Annotated in this window: 16 protein-coding genes; 12 read left to right on the top strand and 4 right to left on the bottom strand. The window is 74.1% G+C overall.

Features of this window, described 5'->3' with window-relative positions:
* The first annotated feature begins 42 nt into the window (after positions 1-42).
* The 7 genes from JAO84_RS20755 to JAO84_RS20725 all read left to right on the top strand — a co-directional run bounded on the left by JAO84_RS20755 (position 43) and on the right by JAO84_RS20725 (position 7,626).
* Complete coding sequence (locus JAO84_RS20755; protein WP_370416820.1) at positions 43-2,439, top strand: HAD-IC family P-type ATPase; 2,397 nt, start codon at positions 43-45, stop codon at positions 2,437-2,439.
* Between the two features lie 50 nt (positions 2,440-2,489).
* The gene (locus JAO84_RS20750; RefSeq protein WP_370414225.1) at positions 2,490-3,377 is read left to right on the top strand and encodes a hypothetical protein; all 888 of its coding nucleotides are present in this window, start codon (positions 2,490-2,492) and stop codon (positions 3,375-3,377) included.
* A gap of 219 nt (positions 3,378-3,596) precedes the next feature.
* Positions 3,597-4,004 (top strand): hypothetical protein, encoded by a 408-nt coding sequence (locus tag JAO84_RS20745; RefSeq protein WP_370414224.1) that lies wholly within the window; start codon positions 3,597-3,599, stop codon positions 4,002-4,004.
* A gap of 46 nt (positions 4,005-4,050) precedes the next feature.
* Positions 4,051-4,845, top strand: a complete 795-nt coding sequence (locus JAO84_RS20740) for an ATP-binding cassette domain-containing protein (RefSeq protein ID WP_370414223.1) — start codon at positions 4,051-4,053, stop codon at positions 4,843-4,845.
* Positions 4,842-6,185, top strand: a complete 1,344-nt coding sequence (locus JAO84_RS20735; RefSeq protein WP_370414222.1) for a hypothetical protein — start codon at positions 4,842-4,844, stop codon at positions 6,183-6,185. Before JAO84_RS20740 ends, JAO84_RS20735 begins: the two co-directional genes overlap by 4 nt.
* A complete protein-coding gene (locus JAO84_RS20730; RefSeq protein ID WP_370414221.1) occupies positions 6,182-6,814 on the top strand; it encodes a hypothetical protein in 633 nt (210 codons plus the stop codon). The genes JAO84_RS20735 and JAO84_RS20730 overlap by 4 nt, the downstream gene beginning before the upstream one ends.
* A gap of 209 nt (positions 6,815-7,023) precedes the next feature.
* Positions 7,024-7,626, top strand: a complete 603-nt coding sequence (locus JAO84_RS20725; RefSeq protein ID WP_370414220.1) for a hypothetical protein — start codon at positions 7,024-7,026, stop codon at positions 7,624-7,626.
* A 10-nt stretch (positions 7,627-7,636) separates the two neighbouring features.
* Here the strand turns inward: JAO84_RS20725 and JAO84_RS20720 are convergent, their stop codons facing one another.
* Both JAO84_RS20720 and JAO84_RS20715 read right to left on the bottom strand, forming a co-directional pair.
* Positions 7,637-10,840 carry a sacsin N-terminal ATP-binding-like domain-containing protein gene (locus JAO84_RS20720; protein ID WP_370414219.1) on the bottom strand — a complete coding sequence of 1,068 codons (3,204 nt, stop codon included), beginning with the start codon at positions 10,838-10,840 and terminating at the stop codon, positions 7,637-7,639.
* 659 nt (positions 10,841-11,499) lie between these two features.
* Positions 11,500-12,438: a DUF3027 domain-containing protein gene (locus tag JAO84_RS20715; protein WP_370414218.1), complete on the bottom strand. Its 939-nt coding sequence runs from the start codon at positions 12,436-12,438 to the stop codon at positions 11,500-11,502.
* 370 nt (positions 12,439-12,808) lie between these two features.
* On the opposite strand from JAO84_RS20715, the gene JAO84_RS20710 reads away from it, so the two are divergent.
* The 4 genes from JAO84_RS20710 to JAO84_RS20695 all read left to right on the top strand — a co-directional run bounded on the left by JAO84_RS20710 (position 12,809) and on the right by JAO84_RS20695 (position 16,412).
* The gene (locus tag JAO84_RS20710) at positions 12,809-14,206 is read left to right on the top strand and encodes an MFS transporter (protein WP_370414217.1); all 1,398 of its coding nucleotides are present in this window, start codon (positions 12,809-12,811) and stop codon (positions 14,204-14,206) included.
* A gap of 121 nt (positions 14,207-14,327) precedes the next feature.
* Entirely contained in the window at positions 14,328-14,810 is a 483-nt protein-coding gene (locus tag JAO84_RS20705; RefSeq protein WP_370414216.1) for a DUF2771 domain-containing protein, read from the top strand.
* A gap of 7 nt (positions 14,811-14,817) precedes the next feature.
* Positions 14,818-15,570, top strand: coding sequence for a futalosine hydrolase (locus JAO84_RS20700; protein ID WP_370414215.1), 753 nt, complete (start codon positions 14,818-14,820; stop codon positions 15,568-15,570).
* Positions 15,558-16,412: a 1,4-dihydroxy-6-naphthoate synthase gene (locus tag JAO84_RS20695; RefSeq protein WP_370414214.1), complete on the top strand. Its 855-nt coding sequence runs from the start codon at positions 15,558-15,560 to the stop codon at positions 16,410-16,412. Before JAO84_RS20700 ends, JAO84_RS20695 begins: the two co-directional genes overlap by 13 nt.
* Before the next feature lie 23 nt (positions 16,413-16,435).
* On the opposite strand, the gene JAO84_RS20690 is transcribed toward JAO84_RS20695, so the two are convergent.
* The gene (locus tag JAO84_RS20690; protein WP_308404074.1) at positions 16,436-16,819 is read right to left on the bottom strand and encodes a cold-shock protein; all 384 of its coding nucleotides are present in this window, start codon (positions 16,817-16,819) and stop codon (positions 16,436-16,438) included.
* Positions 16,820-17,026: 207 nt separating this feature from the next.
* On the opposite strand from JAO84_RS20690, the gene JAO84_RS20685 reads away from it, so the two are divergent.
* Positions 17,027-17,299 carry a hypothetical protein gene (locus tag JAO84_RS20685; RefSeq protein WP_370414213.1) on the top strand — a complete coding sequence of 91 codons (273 nt, stop codon included), beginning with the start codon at positions 17,027-17,029 and terminating at the stop codon, positions 17,297-17,299.
* Here the strand turns inward: JAO84_RS20685 and JAO84_RS20680 are convergent.
* Complete coding sequence (locus JAO84_RS20680; RefSeq protein WP_370414212.1) at positions 17,296-17,967, bottom strand: HAD family hydrolase; 672 nt, start codon at positions 17,965-17,967, stop codon at positions 17,296-17,298. The two genes, JAO84_RS20685 and JAO84_RS20680, sit on opposite strands and share 4 nt — an antisense overlap.
* Positions 17,968-18,037 lie beyond the last annotated feature (70 nt).

The raw sequence follows: 18,037 nt of genomic DNA, 5'->3' as shown, positions 1-18,037 counted from the left end.
CGGGCGAAGATCGACACGGACGGCAGCGGCGCCACGGCCGACATGACGCCTGGGACCACGGCCGGGACCACCGCCGGGACCACCGCCGTCGTCGTCCACCGCCCACAGGGCCTGACCGCCGCTCAGGTCGCCGAGCGAGTGGCGCGCGGCGAGGTCAACGACGTCCCCGTACGGAGCTCCCGCTCCACCACCGACATCGTCCGCGCCAACGTCTTCACCCGCTTCAACGCGATCATCGGCGTGCTGTGGGTGATCATGCTCTTCGTCGCGCCGATCCAGGACAGCCTCTTCGGCTTCGTGATCATCGCCAACACCGGCATCGGCATCGTCCAGGAACTGCGCGCCAAGAAGACCCTCGACGGGCTCGCCGTCATCGGCGAGGCCAGGCCGACGGTCCGCCGCGACGGCGCCGCCGCCGAGATCTCCACCTCCGAGATCGTCCTCGGGGATCTCATCGAACTCGGTCCCGGCGACAAGGTCGTCGTCGACGGCGAGGTCGCCGAGGCCGACAGCCTGGAGATCGACGAGTCGCTGCTCACCGGCGAGGCCGACCCCGTCGTGAAGAAGCCCGGCGACCGGATGATGTCCGGCTCCTTCGTCGTCGCCGGCGGCGGCGCCTTCACCGCCACCAAGGTCGGCCGCGAGGCCTACGCCGCGCAGCTCGCCGAGGAGGCGTCCCGCTTCACCCTCGTCCACTCCGAGCTGCGCACCGGCATCTCCACGATCCTCAAGTACGTGACGTGGATGATGATCCCGACCGCGCTCGGGCTCGTCATCAGCCAGCTCGTCGTCAAGGACAACGACTTCAAGGAGTCCGTGGCCCGCACCGTCGGCGGCATCGTCCCGATGATCCCCGAGGGACTGGTCCTGCTCACCTCCGTCGCCTTCGCGATCGGCGTGATCCGGCTCGGCCGCAAACAGTGCCTGGTGCAGGAGCTGCCCGCCATCGAGGGCCTCGCCCGGGTCGACGTCGTCTGCCTCGACAAGACCGGCACGCTCACCGAGGGCGGCATGGACGTCACCGAGCTGCGCATGCTGAACGGTTCGGAGGAGGCGTACGTACGGAAGGTGCTCGGCGCGCTCGGCGAGTCCGACCCGCGGCCCAACGCCTCCCTCCAGGCCATCGTCGACGCCTATCCGGACTCGGTGGACTGGCGGTGTACGGAGTCGCTGCCGTTCTCGTCGGCGCGGAAGTACAGCGGGGCGGCGTTCAGCGAGGGCGACGGCGAGAACTCGACCTGGCTGCTCGGCGCGCCCGACGTACTGCTCCCGGCCGGCGACGCGTCCCTCGCGGAGGTCGACCGGCTGAACGAGCAGGGCCTGCGGGTGCTGCTGCTCGCCCGTACCGTCCACGAGCTCGACTCGCCGGACGTGGCGAAGGACGCGCGGGCCTCCGCGCTCGTCGTCCTGGAGCAGCGACTGCGGCCGGACGCCGCCGACACCCTCGCGTACTTCGCCGACCAGAACGTCACCGCCAAGGTCATCTCCGGCGACAACGCGGTCTCGGTCGGCGCCGTCGCCGGCAAGCTCGGCCTGCCCGGCGCCGAGAACACCGTGGACGCGCGCACCCTCCCGACCGACCGGGACGAGATGGCGAAGGCCCTGGACGAGGGCACCGTCTTCGGGCGGGTCACCCCGCAGCAGAAGCGGGACATGGTCGCGGCGCTCCAGTCGCGCGGGCACACGGTCGCGATGACGGGCGACGGCGTCAACGACGTCCTCGCCCTCAAGGACGCCGACATCGGCGTCTCCATGGGCTCCGGCTCCGAGGCGACCCGGGCCGTCGCCCAGATCGTGCTGCTCAACAACTCCTTCTCGACGCTGCCGTCGGTGGTCGGCGAGGGGCGCCGGGTGATCGGCAACATCACCCGGGTGGCGACCCTCTTCCTGACGAAGACGGTCTACTCGGTGCTGCTCGCGATCCTGGTCGTGGTCAGCCAGGTCGAGTACCCCTTCCTGCCCCGCCACCTGACGCTGCTGTCCACCCTCACCATCGGCGTTCCCGCCTTCTTCCTGGCCCTCGCGCCCAACAAGGAGCGGGCCAAACCGCACTTCGTCCGGCGGGTGATGCGGTACGCGATCCCGGCCGGCGTCATCGCGGCGGCGGCCACCTTCGCCACGTATCTGCTTGCCCGGCACCACTACACGGGCCCCGGCGCGCTCGACGCCGAGACCAGCGCCGCGACCCTCACCCTCTTCCTGGTCTCCATGTGGGTCCTCGCGATCATCGCCCGCCCCTACACCTGGTGGCGCATCGCCCTGGTCGCGGCCATGGGCGGCGCCTTCCTCCTCGTCCTCGTCGTGCCCTGGCTGCAGGACTTCTTCGCGCTCAAGCTGGTCGGCGTGACGATGCCGTGGACGGCGGTCGCGATCGCGGCGGCGGGCTCGGCGGTGCTGGAGTTCGCGTGGCGGTGGGTGGGGCGGCGGTTCCCGGCGTAGCGGGCGAGGCGACATGGCGGCCGGGGCGGACCGGGCCCTAGCGTGCCCCCATGTCCTTCGACACCGACGTGAACGCGCGGTTCGCCCGACAGGCGTGGCAGGCCATGGAGCCCGTGCACGCGGTGACGTACTTCGCGGCGGAGTGCCGGGAGGCGAACCGCGAGGTCGGGCTGCGGGGGTTCTGGATGGGGTACTTCGGGGCGCGGGCGGCGCCGTTGGGGGCCGTGGCCGCCGGGGTGGTGGAGGCCGCGTTCTACAACTTCCATCCGGCGATGGTGCGGCGCTCCGTGCCGGACGCGTGGTCGTACGCGGCGCCCGAGGCGGTGCTGCGGGCCCGGGCCGCGGGGGCGACGGCGGCGCTGCGGCGCGTGGCCCCGTCGGCCGCCGGGGCGGCGGCGGAGCTCGTACCGCTGCTCGCCCGTGTGGTGGCCGCCGCCGACGGCGCCGGCCGCCCGCTCTTCGCCGCCAACCGCGACGTGCCCGCGCCCGACGACCCGGTCGGCGCCCTGTGGCAGGCCACGACCACGCTGCGCGAACACCGCGGCGACGGCCATGTGGCCCTGCTCGCGGCGGAGGGCCTGGACGGCTGCGAGGTCCACGTCCTCTTCGCGGCGGCCGAGGGCGTCCCGCCCGCGACCCTCCGCGACAACCGCGGCTGGTCCGACACCGACTGGCGCTCCGCCGCCACCCGCCTGGCGGCCCGGGGCCTGTTGGCCCCCACCGGCACCCCGACCGCCGAGGCCCGCGCCCTCCGCGCCCACCTCGAGTCCCGCACCGACACCCTCGCCGTACGCCCCTTCCTCGCCGCCCTCGCCCCGCCCGAGGCCGACCGGGCGGTGGCGCTGCTGGGCGTCCTGGCCGACGAGATCCTGACCTCGGGCACCATCCCCTTCCCGAACCCGATGGGGCTGCCGGCGCGCCGGGCCCGCCGGCCATGAGGACGGCCGGGGCGGGGCACGGCGGCCGATTCCGGCCCTTACGGCAACTTTCGGCCCACTCTTGCCAATTGTGACCCCCGCCACGCCCGGCGCGATCAGAGGCGCGTTACTGTCACCGACATCGCTATCGCAATGACCAAGCCGTAGCGATGGCGACGCAGTCCTGCAACTGACCCCTGCGGACGGACTGCCGACCACCGCCCAAGGGGGAACAATTTCATGAAGCTCACCCGCACCCGGATAGCCACCCTGGGCCTCGCCACCGTGCTGGCCCTGCCCGCCGGTGTCGCCGTCGCCGGCGAGATCAGCGGCAGCCGGCTGCCGTTCTCCATCGCAACCTCCGGCTCCAAGGAGGACGGCGACCGCTGGAACGGCCCCGGCTCCGGCCACGCCCGCGCCTGCGGCGACGTGCCCACGTCCGACCTGAAGACGTTCAGCGCGTACGTCTACCAGGACAAGTCCTTCATGCCCGACCCGCAGATCGCGTCCACGTCCCGGAACTACCGCTCCGGCTACGGCTGCGGCTCCTACGGCGGTACGACGACCGGCGGCAAGTACTACACGAAGGGCACCTGGGCCGGTGTCTCCGGAAGCCGTGCCTACGGCTACGTGGCCGCCGAGAACTGAGCATTGAGAACCGGCAACCGAGAACCGAGAAACTGGTCAGGAAAGCGTGTCCGACCGCACTGAGAACCACCCGGCCGGCGCCACGGCGCCGGCCGCCTCCGTCGAGGGCGCCACGGTCCGGTACCGGGCCGTGACCGCCCTCGACGGGGTGGACGCGGAGTTCCACTCCGGTGTCACGGCCCTCCTCGGGCCCAACGGGGCCGGGAAGACCACCCTGTTGTCGCTGCTCAGCACCGCCCGCCGGCCCGACACCGGGACGGTGCGGCTGCTCGGCGAGCCGGTGCGCGGGCGGGCGGCGACGCTTCGGGTGCGGGAGCGGATCGGGGTCCTTCCGCAGGCCTTCGGGCACTATCCGCGGTTCACCGTACGGGAGTTCGTCGAGTACGCCGCCTGGCTGCGCAAGGTGCCGACCCGCGAGCGGCGCGACCGGGTGCGCGAGGTGCTGCGCCTGGTGGACCTGGAACGGCAGGCGGACCAGCGCATGGGCGCCCTGTCCGGCGGGATGCTCCGGCGGGCCGGCATCGCCCAGGCAATGGTCAACCGGCCCGCGCTGGTGCTGCTCGACGAGCCGACGGTCGGCCTCGACCCCGCCCAGCGGGTCGGCTTCCGCACCCTCATCCGCGACCTGGGCGAACGCGCCGCCGTCGTCATGAGCACCCACCTCGCCGAGGACGTCGCCCAGGTCTGCGACTGCATCCATGTGCTCCTGGAGGGACGGATGCGCTTCAGCGGCACCGCCGCCGAACTCTGTGCCGGCCGGGACGGGGACGGTGAGGTCAACGGACCGGCCCTGGAGGCCGGTTACCTCGCCGTCGTGGAGCAGAGCGGAGTACGGGTGTGATCCGGGTCCTCGGCGTTCTCCGCGTCCTCGGCCACGAGATGCGGCGCGGCGAGGCGGGCAAGGTCGCCGTGCTCGCGGCGGCCGCCGGCGTCTGGTACCTCGCCTCCGCCGACCCCGCGACCAGCGACTGGATCGGCTGGTGGAACCAGGCGAGCATCAAGGTCCAGGTCTTCGGCGTCATCGTCATGGGCTCGCTCATGAGCGCCGCCGCGGCCTGGAGCGCCGGCCGCGCGCACCGCACCCGTACCAGCGCGTGGGCGGACACCACCCCCCGGAGCGGCTGGTCACAGGCGCTGCTCCTGTGGGGCGCGGCCTGGCTGTGGTCGGTGGCGGCGTACGCCGTCATGACCGCCGTCGCCTTCACTCGTACGGCCGGTGTCAGCGAGGTCACCGATCCCGTGTGGAGCCCGCTGGTCCTCGCCGTCGCGATGACCGGCCTGCAGATCGCCGCCGGGGTCGCCGCCGGAACCCTGCTGCCGTCGCGGATCGTCGCCCCGGCGATGGGCGTGTTCTGGTACGGGGCGTTCGTCGTCCTGGCGTTCGCGCCCGGGCTCTCCGTGGGGCGGCTGCTGCCGGCCATCGACGACCACTGGGACGTCACGTTCCGGCCCGACACCTTCCGGTTGCTCGTCGCCGCCGCGTGGTGCGCGGCGGCGGCCCTGGCGCTGCTCGCCCTGCCCGCGCTCGTACGGCGCGCGGTGGTCGTGCCCGGCCCGGTCCTCGCGGTGCCCGTGGTGGTGGCGCTGACCGCCGCGGGCGTGCTGCTGAGCCTCCGCGCGCCGGACCCCGACCCCTTCTGGGCGACCCGCGCACCCCAGCCGGCCGAACCCGCCTGCGTGACCCAGGGCCGTACGACCGCGTGTCTGTGGCCCGCCGACCGGCATCTGCTGCCGGAGGCGGAGTCGGCGGCGCGGGTCGTGGACCGGGCGACGGGACAACTGCCGGGTTTCCGGCGGCATTTCTACGAGACGGGCCTGCGGGCGCCGAGGGGCGGGGGCGCCGGGAACGCGCCCGGCGCCGAACTGCCGGTCTACCGGCCGATCGTGGACCGCCGCACGCTCACCGAGTCGATGCTGGACGCCGCCCTGCCCGCGCCGCCGCCCGGCTGCGCGCCGATCACGCTCGCGGAGACCGGCGGCTACCCGGACGTCTTCCTCGTCCAGGCGGTGCTGCGGTCCCGGGCGGGGCTGCCGGTGCCGTACTACGGGGAGCGGTTCTCCGACGCCGTCGAACGCGTACGGAAGGCCCCGGCCGCCGAGCAGGACCGGTGGCTCTCCGGCGCCGCGGCGGCCGTCGGCACGTGCGCGCCCGTACCGGCGCTCCCCGGCGCTCCCCGGTGAGCGCCGCGAACCCGGCCCGTCCGGCCCTCGCCTTCGCCCGCAGCCGCGGGGTGCCCGCGGCGGCGGCGACCGCGCTGGTCCTGGCCGTCGCGACGGCGGTGTTCACCCGGTCGCGGGTGGAACTCCCCGACTTCCGCCACCTGGTCGACTTCAGCGTGCCGGTGGCGGCGGTCGCGCCCGTCGCGTACGCCGTGGTCCTCGGCACGACCCTGCACACCCCGCAGGCGGACCTGGAACACCTCTCGGCCCGCCCCATGCACCTGTTCCGGCGCCTCCATGTCCTCGCCCTCACCCTGCTCGCGGTCGGACTCGCGGCCCTGCCGCTCCTCACCGGCACCCCGCCCGAGGTCTTCACCGCCTCCGCCCGCAACGCGATCGGCCACCTCGGCCTCGCGGCCCTCAGCGCCCGCCTCTTCGGCTCGGGCCTGGCCTGGCTCCTCCCCCTGGCCACCTTCGGCCCGACCCTGCTGCTCGGCGTGGGCGAGGACAACACCCCGGAGTGGTGGGCCTGGTCGATCCAGGGGCCGTACGAGGGAGGTGCGGCGCTGATCGCGGGGGTGCTGTGGGCGGCGGGGGTGGCGGTCGCGGGCCGGCCGGGAGGACAGTCGGGCACGGGCGTGCCAGACTGAAACGAATGGCGTCGCGCGGGTGCACGGGGTGACAGTCCCCGGCAGGCTCCCGGGGCGGACGTCCTCGGTCGGACGGCCACGGTTCGGGCGCCCTCGGTTCAGGCGCCGCGCGATTCCCTCGCCTCTTTCGGCACCTTCTCCTTCAGCTCATTCTTCTTCGCCGGTCGCGTCACCGGCGCGCTCCGGCGCCACAGGGAAGAAGTCACGAGATGACCACCACCAACAGCCGCGTCAAGCGCGGGCTCCCGCCGCGCGCCAGCACCACGATGGACATGGGGAACGACCATGCCCTGCAGATCCTCGACTTTCCCTCCGGAATGAGGGCGATCGTGGAGGGCGGCCGGGCCGTCGAGCAACTGCCCGCCACACCGGGCGAGATCGCGGCCCCGCCCGAGGCCGGACAGCAGACGGCGGGCGAACCCGTCGGTTACAAGGAAGCGGCGGTACGCACCACCGACGAACAGATCTGGTTCAAGAACACCTTCTGCCCCGGCGCCCAGGCCTGTGTCCAGGGCTTCGACTGGGCGATCTGCGGCACCGACCACGCCGTCGGATACGGGACCGGGATCACGATGGTCGGCGCCGAGGGGACCAGCAACGCCACGATGTTCGTCGACGTGTGGGAGTGCATCTGCGTAGGCCCGTTCTGCATCGGCGGCACCGAATGCTTCTGGGTGGAGAACTGGCACGGCATCGTCGTGCCCGGACACTGGCTGTCCGCGAGCACGAACGCGCCCGACCCCAAGTGGCTGCGGTGGCGGCTCGAAGGGGCGGGCGGCGACACCCAGGTGAGTCTCGCCGCCAAGTACTGACCCCCTGCGGTCAATCGAACCAGCGGTCCCGGGCCAGCTCCGCCGTCCTCGACGGGTCCTCCAGCAGGGCCGCGACCTCGAAGCGGCGGGGCCATTGGCCGGCGGCCCAGGCGAGGCCGGCGGCGACGCCCTCCAGGGTGGCGGCGTGGATGACGCCGTCGGGGGTGCGGCGCCAGTCGAGTTCGGTGCCGGCGGCGCGGAGTTCGTCGTGTTCGACGTAGGTGGCGGGGGTGGCCGGGCCGAGGAGGGCGTGGACCGAGGAGGGGACCTCGTGTTCCTCGCCGGTCGTGGTGACCTCGGCCTCGACCGCCTCGCTCAGGCGGCGGACCTGGAACAGCTCGGCCAGCTCCGCGGCCCGGGCCGGGGCGACCGGCAGCAGCGGAAGCCCCGCGGTGAGGGGCAGCAGGTCGGGCGCGTCGGCGACCAGCGCGTCGGCCGCGTCGACCACCACCAGCTCGCCGTCGACCACCGCCCGCAGCTCGTCCGGCAGTGTCACCTGCTCCGGGTCGAGATCGGCCAGGGCCGTGTACAGGGCGTGCAGTTGGGCGCCGGAGACCTCGCGGGACGGGTCGGCGAGCCGCCCGAGGAGCTCCGCCGCGCCGCCCGGCTCGTCGAGCAGCGCGGACACCGAGGTGCGCACGCCCAGGGCCCGCAGCACCTGCTCGTCCTCGAAGCCGGTCGCGTCGGCCGCGTCGTAAAGCCCGATGAGCAGCGGATCCGTGCCGGCCGCCCGCAGCCCGGCGGGCCGCCGCCCGTCCAGGACGGGGTGGTCGCGCAGCCACCACGCCGTGTACGAGCGGACCGTCTCCGTCGTGCCGTCCGGCAGCAGCACCCGTACGGGCTGGGTCAGCGCGTCCCGCAGCGGCGGCCGCGCGAGCAGGGCGAGGGCGCGCGGCCAGGCGTCGTCGTCGACCAGGTCCAGGTCCCGTACCGCCACGATCTCCGTCGCCACCGGCGGCACCGAGGTCTCGGGCAGCCGGTCGAGCACGTCCTCGCACCACACGTCGACCGCGTCGAGCAGCCCCGCGTCGTCCGGCTCCGCGAAGTCGCCCTCGCGCGGCTCAAGTTCGTCCGGGTCGAGGACCAGGTCCGCGGCCCGCACCAGCTGGAAGCCGGCGAGCACCCCGCACGCGGCGAGCGGCTGCTCGCCCCAGCGCTCGGCGAGCTCGGCGTCCACGAAGGCGAGTTCGTCCTCCCGCATCACGGACGCGAAGGCCGAGCCCGGCATGACGAGTTCGCCCGCCGGGGCCGACTCCCCGTCCTCGTCCGGCAGCGCGAGCGCCCCGAGCCACGGCTCGTCGCCGGGCGCCAGATCCGCGTCCCGTACGAGCGCGAGCACGGTCTCGGCGAGCTCGTCCGCGTCCAGCGTGTCGGCGTCCTCGTCCCAGATCTCCCCCGCGTCCAGCGAGGCGGCGACCGCCGCCCGAACCTGCGGCGTGGTAAGCACCGCGCGCGGCGTCGCCGGTACGGCGCCCAGCTTCTCCAGGACCGGGTGCGCGGCGTCCGGGTGGGCGACCTTCAGGCCGAGCCGGGCCAGGTCGACGGGGGTGTGCTCCTGCGGGAGCAGGACCTGGCGGGGGCCGATGGTGGTACGGACCCCGGCGGCCTGCGGCGCGCCCTCCTCGTCGTCGGCCGGGTACGAGGCGGCCGTCCGGGCGTCACCGAGCAGCGGCACCGGGAGGCCGGTCAGCCGGTCCGGGTCGACGCCGGCCAGCGAGTCGTACAGCCGCCACCACCACTCCGGCGCCCGGTCCACGCCCGCGAGCCGGTCGATCGCCTCGGTCAGCGGCAGCCGCCCGACGCCCAGCGTGCGCAGCTCCACCCGGCGTTCGAGCCCCGCCGGCAGCAGCGTCGGGAACACCTCCGCGAGCACCGCGACGGTCTCCGCGCCCGCGCCCTCCACGACCTCCGCCTCGATCGGCCGCAGCGCGGGCAGCTCCTCCGAGGCGACGGCCGGCGCCAGGAACGCGATCCGCGGCAGCCGCTCCAGGACCGCCCCGCGCACCGCCCCGTCCAGGACGCCCTTGCCGAGCGGCCCCGGTACGAGGTCGAGCGTGCCGGTGCTCACCGGCTGCCAGTCGGCGAGCAGCTCCGCGTACGCCTCGCCCGCCTTCTCCACCAGGAAGTCCGTGAGCGGCCCGGGCGCCGGATGGCGGCGCGCGGTGTCCAGCGGGAACGAGGCGATGAGCAGCGCCGGGATGCCCAGCGGCTCGTCGGTGGGGGTCGGCGCGTGCACGACGGGCGCGGTGCGCGGGAACTGCGGCGCGCCGTCCGCGTCCACCGGTACGGCCCAGGTGACCGACCAGTGCGGGCGCAGCCGCTCCTCGGTCGGCCGGTCCTTCAGGAGGGCCGGGTCGAGCGGTCCCGCGTGGCTGACGGTGCGCCAGCGGCGGGTGCCGGCGGCGGAGTCGGCGATGTGGGTGTAGCCGTCGCGGTCCTCCCGGGTGAGGGTACGGGTGCCCTCCGGGGTCTCGACGACGACCTCGGTGAGCCCGGGCAGGGTGAGCAGCAGCGCGTCGTCGACGGAGTCGAGCAGCCGCTGTGCCAGACCCTCGGCGGCGGCGTCCCGCAGCGGCAGCACGACGACCGTGTCGTAGCCGTCGGGCGCGGTGCCCTCGGCGGGCAGCGGCAGGCGGAGCAGCGGTACGTGGCCGTCCCGGCGGCGCAGTTCGTCGCCCAGGCCCGGGCTGTGCCGGGCCACGTCGGCGGCCAGCTCGCGGGCCTCGGCGAGCGACCAGCGGACGCCGCCGTGGCGGCCGAGGACCGCGGGCTCGTCGGTGACGGCGAGCACGGCGGCGAACCCGACGCCGAACCGGCCCACCGCGCCGGAGCCGGCGTCCGTGTCGCGCTCGGTGCGCTTCGCGGACGCGCGGAGCGTCGACAGCGACTCCACGCCGGTGGCGTCCAGGGGGGCGCCCGTGTTGGCCGCGGCCAGTACGGCGGGGCCGTCGGCGCCGGCCGGGTGCAGGGTGAGCCGGAGCCGGCCGGTGACGGCGGCGCGGCGGGCGGCGTCCGACGCGTTCTGCGCCAGCTCGACGACGAGCCGGTCCCGGTAGCCGCCGAGGACCAGGTCCTCCTCGGCGTTGGCGTCCTCCCGGAACCGCGCCCCGCCGGCCGCCCACGCGTCGAGCACGCTTCTGCGGAGCCGTGCGGTACCGAAGGGGTCGGTTCCGTCGGTCGACGTCCTGACGCTGACGCTCACGCCTGACTCCACTCTGCGGGACGGTTCGTTTTCGGGGTACCGACCGGTTCCGAACCCCGGCCGGTGCCGAAGGTACCGCGCGAAGCGGGGTGCGCGCGGCGGGGCACCCACCTGCGGGGCCTTGCGCCCCCGGGCGGGGCCTGGCGCTCCTCGCGGGGCCTGGCGCTTCCGCGCCGCGGGATGGGCCTGGTCCCTGGCCGGGCCTGGCGCTCCCTGCGGAGCCTGGCGCTTCCGCGCCTGCGCTTCAGCGTGCGGGGCGCCCACCTGCGGACCCTCCCGCCCCGACGGGGCGTGGCCCTCCGCCCCGACGAGGCTGCGCCCTGCCACCACCTCCGTTGTGGGCATACGTTCCGCAGGGGCGGAACGGGTGGGCACAACGGACGGCGCCCCTTGCCGGGCCTAGGCTTCCGCGCCTGAACGGTCACCCATGGGCGCCGCACCGGTGGTGCGGGTCCAGGCGCAGGTGCGGAACGCGCCCGCATGGGCGCCGTCCCGTGTGCCCACCCGTCCCGCCCCAGCGGGACGAATGCCCACACGGGGTGGGGCGGAGGCCGACGGCCACACGTGCGGTGGGACCCCGCGCGTGCAGGCACCGCCCCGACGGGGCGAAGACGCAACGGTTGGGCGAACCGCCCGGCGCGGGAGGCGCCGTCCGCACGGGCCGCAGCCCCCTACGAGTGCCCCAGGTCCTCCGACGCCCCGTCCGGCTCCGTCGTCGAGCCCGAGTCCTTCGCCGGGCGCAGCGGGAACTCGTCCGCCGCCATCGAGTCGAGGACCGGCGGCGCCGGACGCGGCGGCTTCGGCATGACGGCCGCCTCGGAGTGGCCGCCGCAGCCGTACGACAGGGAGACGACCCGCCCGTCCGCCGGGGAGAACTCGTTCGCGCAGACACCGAACGCCTGCTTCAGCGACCCCGCGATCGGCACCAGGAAGGCGCACGACTCGCACGTCGCCGGCGCCGCCTGCGCCATCGGGGTCTTCGCCCCGAACGCCTCGTCCCAGCGGTCCGCCGCCACGTGCAGCCCGTACCGCGAGAGCACCCGCGCCCGCCGCATCCCGAGCTCCTCCGCGACCGCCGCGATCGCGCCCCGCGACGGCGTGCGCGAGGTCAGCTCGGCGTCCTCCTCGTCGAGGTGGTCCACCATCTCCTCCGAGACGGCGGAGTTCGGCGGCGGCGTGTCCTCGCCCGAGTAGCCGGGCTCCAGGCGCAGGTCGTCCTGCTCCGTCGGCAGCAGGTCCCCGGGCCCCATGTCGCCGGGCCGCAGCCGCTCGCTCCACGGCACCCACTCGGGGGCCATGAGGGCGTCGGGACCGGGCAGCAGGACGGTTTCGTCAAGCGTGACGTTCTTGGCCCGGGACGCCCGGGTGACGGTCACGGCCCAGCGCCAGCCCCGGTAGCCGGGCTCCTTCGACTCGAAGAAGTGCGTGACGACCCGGTCGCCCTCGGCGACGACCTCCACATGCGCGCCGACCACGCCGGGCGCGGCCGCCTCGTCGGCGGCCTCCCTCGCGAGGTCTACCGCCTCGGCGCACAGACGGTCGGGGGTACGTACGGCTCGCGGGGCACGCGTGGCTCGCGGGGTACGGCTTCGCGTCGTCGCAGCACTCACAGGTCTCGCTTCTCTCCTACGCCGTCTCACGGGTGCGCCGGCCGAGGAGCGGGAGCAGGCGGGAGGGAGGTACGGGGCCGTGGGCGGAGCGGACCAGAGGGCCGCATCGACGTCCACGCCCGACATGTCTCTCGTGCTTCTCGCGTGTCTCGGGCACACCTATCGTCATCCATTCTGCGGGATGCCGAAGAGGCGCGCGGCCGAGAACATCCGCCGGTGGCGCGCTACGCACGCTACCCCGTTCGCAGCGCTCAGCCCACCTGCCCGCCCCAAGTGGCCCGCATCGCGGACCGCGGAACGGGGGCCGCGGCCCCCGGAACACGGCCCACAGGCCCCGCCGGGCCCTGTCAACGGTTCGTCCGACCGGTCCGTGGGGCACTATGACGGAGTGGCAGCCGCACGGTCTTCCGCACGATCCCACGATCATGCCGGGCCGCTCAGCCGAGCGGGCCGGAAGGTGGGCCGCGCCCTGCACCTGCCGTTCACGGGCACCGCGAAGGGCATCCGCAAGGCCACGCACGCCCACGGGGCCGGCGAATCCGGCCTCGGGAAACTGATCGAGCTGCACGCCGTGAACGGCGCCGGCGACGTCATGATCACCGTCGCGCTCGCCTCCACGGTCTTCTTCTCGGTACCGACCGACGAGGCGCGCGGCCGGGTCGCGCTCTACCTCGCGATCACCATGGCGCCCTTCACCCTCCTCGCCCCCGTCATCGGCCCGCTCCTGGACCGGCTCCCGCACGGCCGGCGCGCGGCGATGGCGGGCGCGATGCTGACCCGGGCGGTCCTGGCCATCCTGATGTCGGGCGCGGTCGCGACCGGCGGGATCCAGCTCTATCCGGCGGCGCTCGGCGTGCTCGTGGCCTCGAAGGCGTACGGGGTGGTGCGCAGCGCCGTCGTGCCCCGCCTGCTGCCACCGAACTTCTCCCTCGTGAAGGCGAACTCGCGGGTGACGCTGGCGGGCCTGCTCGCCACCGGCATCGCCGCGCCGATCGGCGCCGGGCTGCAGACGGTCGGGTCGGGCTGGCCGCTGTACGGGGCGTGCGCGCTGTTCCTGCTCGGTACGTACTGGGCGCTGCGGCTGCCGCACAAGGTGGACTCGGCGCGGGGCGAGCGGCGGGCCCACCTGCTCACCCACGGCGAGAAGAAACCCAGCCTGCGGACGGTGGGCCCGGCGGTCCTGCACGGCCTCCAGGCGAACGCCTCGCAGCGCATGCTGTCGGGTTTCCTGATCTTCTTCCTGGCCTTCCTGCTGCGCGTGCACCCGCTGCCCGGGCAGAGCGCGGCGGTGTCGCTCGGCATGGTGGCGGTGGCGGCGGGCGTCGGCAACGCGTGCGGGACGGCGGTCGGCTCGCTGCTGAAGGAGCGGGGGCACGGGCCCGAAGTGATCATCGCCACGATGCTGTCGATCGTCCTCGCGACCGCCGTGCTGGCCGCGATCTTCTTTGGCGGTCTGATGGTGGCGGTCCTCGGCGCGGTCGCCGGCCTGACCCAGGCCCTGTCCAAGCTGTCGCTCGACGCGCTGATCCAGCGCGACGTCCCGGAGACGGTGCGGACCTCGGCGTTCGCCCGTTCGGAGACGGCCCTGCAGATGGCCTGGGTGGTGGGCGGCGCGATCGGCATCTCGCTGCCGCTGAACGGCTCGGTGGGCATGGCCGTGGCCGCCGGCATCCTGGCGCTCGGCTGGCTCCTTGCCGTACGGGGCCTGGTGGCGGCGGCGCGGAGGCCGGGACGGAAGGGGGGAGCGCGGAAGGAGAAGGTGGCGTAGGGGGTGGGCGCCGGTCCGTACGGGTGCGGGAGGGCAGGCGCGGGGCCCCGTGGGTGGGCTCGCGCGCGGCACGCCGTACCCCCGCGTGGCAGGACGGCAGGGGCCCGATAGCCTTCGGCTCATGACCGTTGCGTTCCTCACCCGTAAGCGCCGCCGGGCCGCCGTGGCCCTCGGGGCCGTCTCCGCGGGGCTCCTCGTCCTCTCCGCCTGTGACAAGCCGACCCCGGTTGCGACCGTGACGGTCGGGTCCAAGTCGGTGAACTCCGAGGCCGCCTGCTACAACGACGGCGACCCCATCGCGGAGAAGCAGATCGCCGCCTGCCTGAACAAGAAGTCCGAGCACTCCATCTCGGTCGACCCGTCCGACAAGGTCCGCTTCGGCGTCGACCCGGACATCGCCGACAACGGCTGGACGATCTTCCTGGGCGGCCAGGCGGCCGAGCCGGAGCCGTTCAAGAAGACCTACCGGACCATTCCGGCCAGCGCCTTCTTCTCCACCCAGACGGGCGAGGAGACCAACCAGACGCAGGTCACGATCGTCGAGAACACCGGCAAGTCGGTGACCGGCATCTGGCACTTCGAGCTGAAGAAGAAGGAATCCTGATCCACCGGTGATCCACCGGATTCTCATCGTGACGGCCGTGGCGGCGGAGGCGGACTCCGTCGCCGCCGGCCTCACGGCACTCACGACACCCCCCGCCGGGTCGGAGGGGCCCGTCGTCGACGTCCTCGTCGGGGGTGTGGGGCCCGCGGCCGCCGCCGCGGCCACCGCCACGGCGCTCGCCCGGGCACACGCCCAGGGCGCCCAGAACCGCCCGTACGACCTGATCGTCTCCGCCGGGATCGCCGGCGGTTTCCTCCCGCACGCCCCCATCGGCACCGTCGTCGTGTCCGACAGCATCGTCGCGGCCGACCTGGGCGCGCAGTCGCCCGACGCGCCCGGCGGCTACCTCTCCGTCGAGGAGCTCGGCTTCGGGCGCTCCGCGCACCCCGTGCCGAAGCAGCTCGTCGACCGGATCGCGGGCGCGATCCCCGGCGCCGTCACCGGCCCGGTGCTCACCGTCTCCACCGTGACCGGCACCGCCGCGCGCGCCGCCGAGCTGGCGGCCCGTCACCCGGGGGCCGCCGCCGAGGCGATGGAGGGCTTCGGGGTGGCCGAGGCGGCCGCGGCGTACGGCGTGCCCGTCGTCGAGGTGCGGGCCGTGTCGAACGCCGTCGGCCCGCGCGACCGCGCCGCCTGGCGCATCGGCGAGGCCCTGGCCGCGCTGCGGGACGCCGTCGAGCGGCTCAGCCGCACCGTCTTCGTGACCGCTCTCGTGACCGCTCTCGTGGAGCCGGAGGAGTTCCCGTCGTGCCCAAGCTGAAGATCGCCTACTCGCCGTGCCCGAACGACACCTTCGTCTTCGACGCCTGGGCGCACGGCCGGGTCCCGGACGCCCCGCGGCTCGACGTGACCTTCGCCGACATCGACCTGACCAACGGCTGGGCGGAGGCCGGCGACGCCCCGTACGACGTCCTGAAGGTGTCGTACGCGGTGCTGCCGTGGATCCTCGACGAATACGCCCTGCTGCCCTGCGGCGGCGCCCTGGGGCGCGGCTGCGGGCCGCTGGTGCTCACCCGGGAGGCGGGCGACCCGGCGGATCTGGCCGGCAAGACGGTCGCGGTGCCGAGCGAGCGCTCGACGGCCTATCTGCTCTTCCGGCTGTGGGCGGCGGACACCGTCCCGGGAGGGGTCGGCGAGGTCGTCGTGCTGCCCTTCCACGAGATCATGCCGGCGGTACGGGACGGCAAGGTGGACGCCGGTCTCGTCATCCACGAGGCCCGTTTCACGTACCAGAACTACGGTCTGCACGCGCTCGCCGACATGGGCGAGCACTGGGAGCACACCACCGGCCTGCCGATCCCGCTCGGCGCGATCGTCGCCAAGCGCTCGCTCGGCGAGGACATGCTGCGGCGGCTCGCCGACGCGGCGCGCGCCTCGGTGCGGATGGCCTGGGACGACCCGTCCGCCTCCCGCCCCTACGTACTCGAACACGCGCAGGAGATGGAACCCAAGGTGGCCGATCAGCACATCGGCCTCTACGTCAACGAGTTCACGGCGGACCTCGGCGAGCACGGCTACGCGGCCGTCCGCGGCCTGCTCACCCGCGCCGCGGCCGAGGGACTCGTACCGCCCCTCGGCCCGGACGCGCTGCGTTTCCCGTAACCGGACGGGAACCGGACGGGCGACTACACGTCGAGCTGGTCGGCGACCGCCCGCAGCAGGCCGGCGATCTTCTTGCCGTGCACCTTGTCGGGGTAGCGGCCGCGCTCCAGCATCGGCGTGATGTTCTCCAGGAGCGTGGTGAGGTCCTGCACGATGGACGCCAGTTCGTCGGGCTTACGGCGCTGCGCCGCGGCGACGGACGGGGCCGGGTCGAGGACCGTCACGGAGAGCGCCTGGTCCCCGCGCTGCCCGGCGACCACGCCGAACTCCACGCGCTGACCCGGCTTCAGGGCGTCGACTCCGGCGGGCAGCACCGACGAGTGCACGAAGACGTCGCCGCCGTCGTCGCGGGAGAGAAAGCCGAAGCCCTTCTCGCTGTTGAACCATTTGACCTTGCCGGTAGGCACGTCCGTTCCCTCGTCCTCGTACTCGATGGGTGTGCCGGGGTCCCGGCCCTGTGGAAACTCTGGAAGGAAAATCTTGAAGCTGGAAGTCTGGAAGCGGAAAGAATGACAGCGGGTCACCGACCCGCCGGAACCCAGGCTAGTGGGCTGTGGCCCGGTGACAAGACGTCTCCGGTCCGTTCCCCTCGGCCTGGGAACTACCCTGGCCGAATGCGTAACGAAACCCCCAAGGCCCCGGCGCACGACAGCGCGCCCGGTGACGGGCTCGTCCGGGCCGGTGTGATCCTCTTCGCCGTCGGGGCGGTCGCGACCCTGGTCACGGTGGCTCCGCTGTTCCTCGGGACCGATCCGTTCCCGACCGTCGCCTACCTGGTGTCGATGCTGATGGGCGTCGGCTTCCTCGTCGCCGGCGCCGGGGTGCTGCGGTCGATCGCCGCCGGGCGGCGCCGGGCGCGGGCCGTGCAGGCCCGCCAGGCGGCCTAGCCGCGCAGGTCCTTCACGTACGCCTCCCACCAGGGGCGGAAGTCCGTCAGGTCGGTCAGGACCACGTCCGCGCCGGCCGCCCGCAGGCCCTCCGGGGTGTACGGGCCGGTGGCCACGGCCACCGAGAGGGCGCCGGCCGCCTCCGCGCCGCGGATGTCGCCGAGGTGGTCGCCGACGTACACCGTCGCGCCGTGCGCGCGCAGCGCCTCCGCCTTGCCCTCGGCCCACAGGCCGCCGACCACGGCGTCCGGGTCGATGCCGAGGTACGAGAGGTGCAGCTTGGCGTGCGGCTCGTTCTTGGCGGTGACGACCAGGGTCCGGCCACCCGCTTCGCGAACGGCTTGAATCGCATCCCGCGCGCCGGGCAGCGGAAGGCTCGACTCGATGGCGTACGTCGGGTAGAGGGCCCGGTAGCGCTCCACCATCGCGTCCACCCGCTCCGCCGGGAACCACTCGGCGATCTCCTGCTGCAGCGGCGGCCCGAGCCGGGAGACCGCCAGGTCGGCGTCGATCGTGACCCCGGTCTCGGCGGCGAGCGCCATGTAGACGGCGTGGATGCCGGGGCGGGAGTCGATGAGGGTCATGTCCAGGTCGAAGCCGACGGTGGGAGCCGTGGCGGGGGCGGCGGCGGGGGCTGCGGCGGGGGCGGTGCCGGTGCGGGATTCCATGGGGGCCATTGTGCCCAGGTGTTCGAAACAGGACCGGGGCGCCGTCCTCACTTAGCGAAGCCTTGGCTAA

It is taken from the genome of Streptomyces fradiae, assembly GCF_041270065.1.
In the GTDB taxonomy this organism is placed as follows: Bacteria; Actinomycetota; Actinomycetes; order Streptomycetales; family Streptomycetaceae; genus Streptomyces.
Note: the sequence above shows the minus strand (reverse complement) of the source record. Positions and strands in the feature narration are given on the sequence as shown.

Coding starts and splice junctions, on each gene's coding strand:
- JAO84_RS20755 (WP_370416820.1), top strand. CDS start 43: ATGACGCCTGGGACCACGGCCGGGACCACCGCCGGGACCACCGCCGTC.
- JAO84_RS20750 (WP_370414225.1), top strand. CDS start 2,490: ATGTCCTTCGACACCGACGTGAACGCGCGGTTCGCCCGACAGGCGTGG.
- JAO84_RS20745 (WP_370414224.1), top strand. CDS start 3,597: ATGAAGCTCACCCGCACCCGGATAGCCACCCTGGGCCTCGCCACCGTG.
- JAO84_RS20725 (WP_370414220.1), top strand. CDS start 7,024: ATGACCACCACCAACAGCCGCGTCAAGCGCGGGCTCCCGCCGCGCGCC.
- JAO84_RS20705 (WP_370414216.1), top strand. CDS start 14,328: ATGACCGTTGCGTTCCTCACCCGTAAGCGCCGCCGGGCCGCCGTGGCC.
- JAO84_RS20685 (WP_370414213.1), top strand. CDS start 17,027: ATGCGTAACGAAACCCCCAAGGCCCCGGCGCACGACAGCGCGCCCGGT.
- JAO84_RS20680 (WP_370414212.1), bottom strand. CDS start 17,967: ATGGAATCCCGCACCGGCACCGCCCCCGCCGCAGCCCCCGCCGCCGCC.